Below are 1,974 nucleotides of genomic sequence, written 5' to 3' on the forward strand. Positions count from 1 at the left end.
GTCTCCGAGGCCATGATCCATATCGCGCTCGGAAGCCTCATGCTGCGGCGGATCGTCCATCCGTGAGCATTCTCAAACGGACTCTAAGCTCAGGACCTGATAAATCGTTCGAGATGTGATTGACCGAGTCCGGGAGGATGCCGCTGAAGCTCGACCAGGCAAACACCGATAAGATCGAGGAATTCGCTCGCTGATGGAGGCACGAACCCGCGGGAAGCCGAGATCGTAGACCTGCGGAAGGATATTTTCGGTTAAGGTCTCATAGGTGCTGTCAAAATGCGGCGAAGCTGATTGCAACGAAACTGTCGGCAATGCCAGTGCTGCAGCGCATCATTCGCGCCCTCCAATATTGAGCCGCGCCAATAAAAATAGCCCTGCATGCGAGGGCAGGGCAGTTTTATTGGTGCGAATATTTCGATCGCGAGGCGCTCTAGCCGCGTCACCCTCAACACGCCGTCGTAGGGCAAAGCGGCAATCGCCTTCTTGAGCTGCGGGCGATCAGCTCACGCTCCCGACGCCGTTTCCTGAAAGACGGCGTGCAGCCAACCGCCTTAAGCTGCTCGATTTGGGCGACAAGGGTCTGGCCGAAGATGCTGACACGGGCGTAGCCAGTGATGTCACGATTCCGCCCGACTTTTGCAACATGCAAGCTATGTAAAAAAAACAGGGTCGGATAGGCGGTGGATAAATCTTGATTTATGCACCAGAGGGTTTTGAGCGAACAAACCTTTTTTCCCTTTTGGGGGTTGACCGGCCACAGTCGAGCACGTTTTCTACTCCTTAATGGGGGCACTCATGCGGCTCGACCACGTCAATATTCACGTCTACGACCTTTCGGCTGCGCGCGAATTTCTTGTGCGCCTGCTCGGCGTCGAGGTAGGGTGGCGGCCATCTTTTACGGTGCCCGGCGACTGGTTGTATCTCGATGGTCGGGCGGTTATTCACACTTGGCTCAAAAGCCAAGAGCGAGGTCTCGGCTGGATAGACCACATCGCTTTCGGCCCGTGCGGCGACCCCCACGCGAAGCGCACCGAACTTCAACGGCTCGGTTATATATTTACCGAAACCCCACTAATCGACACCAATATTACTCAGTTTTTTGTCAGCGGGCCTGAAGGCATGAAGATCGAGCTACAGTGTAACGCAACAGCTGTTACCGGCATCTAGGAAAACAGCACCGGGCGATCTGCAGTGAGCATGGGACCGCTGACAGCACGTTCCAATAATATAGAGCGAGCGGATTAAGCGCTTTGCGCGACGCGTCATTTCTCAAGACATTTGGATGACACCGTTGCTCATGGGGCTGTTCTGTCACCGCTCTGGCTCAATCAACCATTGGCAGATTCGGTAGCCGTGTGCGCGCTGTCGCAAATCGAGGTGAAGATGATCCTTGTGCGAATTATCCGAGCCAGGTCCCAAAACGGTCGTGAAATGCGCGCAAGCGCTCTTCTGAATTGCCTGGCGTAGCAACCATGAATTTGGATCGGCACCCGCGAACGCAATTGTCCGACCATTTTCGAGTTTAAGTCCACTGAGGTCGAGCGCATTGCCGGTGGCGTGCTCACTAATCGGAGCACCCGCAACGCCGTTTCGTGATCGGCAGGCATGGCCACCAACGCCCGTAATTTTTTGCAGCTTGCTTTTGGCCTCGGTTGCAATTTGAGCAAGATCATCGCGCGCCCATGCCTGAATTTCGAGTGCGAGCGCGCATCGAACCGTCACTGCACTGTCGAGATCGACATGCGCATCACCCGCCAACCTAATGCGCTGGAATGTCACCGGATCATCGACTGAACATTGCCCGACGCTTTCGGTCGGCGGTGACGGAAGGATAATTCCACCCCGCTCTACGAAAGTCCGAATGCAAGTCGATGTGGTTGAGTGATTTGACGTCACCGAGGAGCGCAACGGCTCATCGGCTGCCGGCACAAGTTCTGTTGGTCGTGGCGGCGGCATCGTAACAGTGCCCTGCGT

Annotated in this window: 2 protein-coding genes; one reads left to right on the forward strand and one right to left on the reverse strand. The window is 55.6% G+C overall.

Going from position 1 to position 1,974, the window contains the following annotated elements; all coding sequences use genetic code 11:
- Positions 1–795: 795 nt before the first annotated feature.
- Entirely contained in the window at positions 796–1,167 is a 372-nt protein-coding gene (locus AC1DZY_RS26530; protein WP_476823147.1) for a VOC family protein, read from the forward strand.
- 144 nt (positions 1,168–1,311) lie between these two features.
- Here the strand turns inward: AC1DZY_RS26530 and AC1DZY_RS26535 are convergent.
- A partial coding sequence (locus AC1DZY_RS26535; protein ID WP_476823148.1) for an extensin-like domain-containing protein occupies positions 1,312–1,974 on the reverse strand: 663 nt, incomplete at its 5' end.

The organism is Allobosea sp. P2_A10 (assembly GCF_056405115.1).

Bases quoted from the DNA above. Each gene is read 5' to 3' on its own strand.
- AC1DZY_RS26530 (WP_476823147.1), top strand. From the start codon at position 796: ATGCGGCTCGACCACGTCAATATTCACGTCTACGACCTTTCGGCTGCG.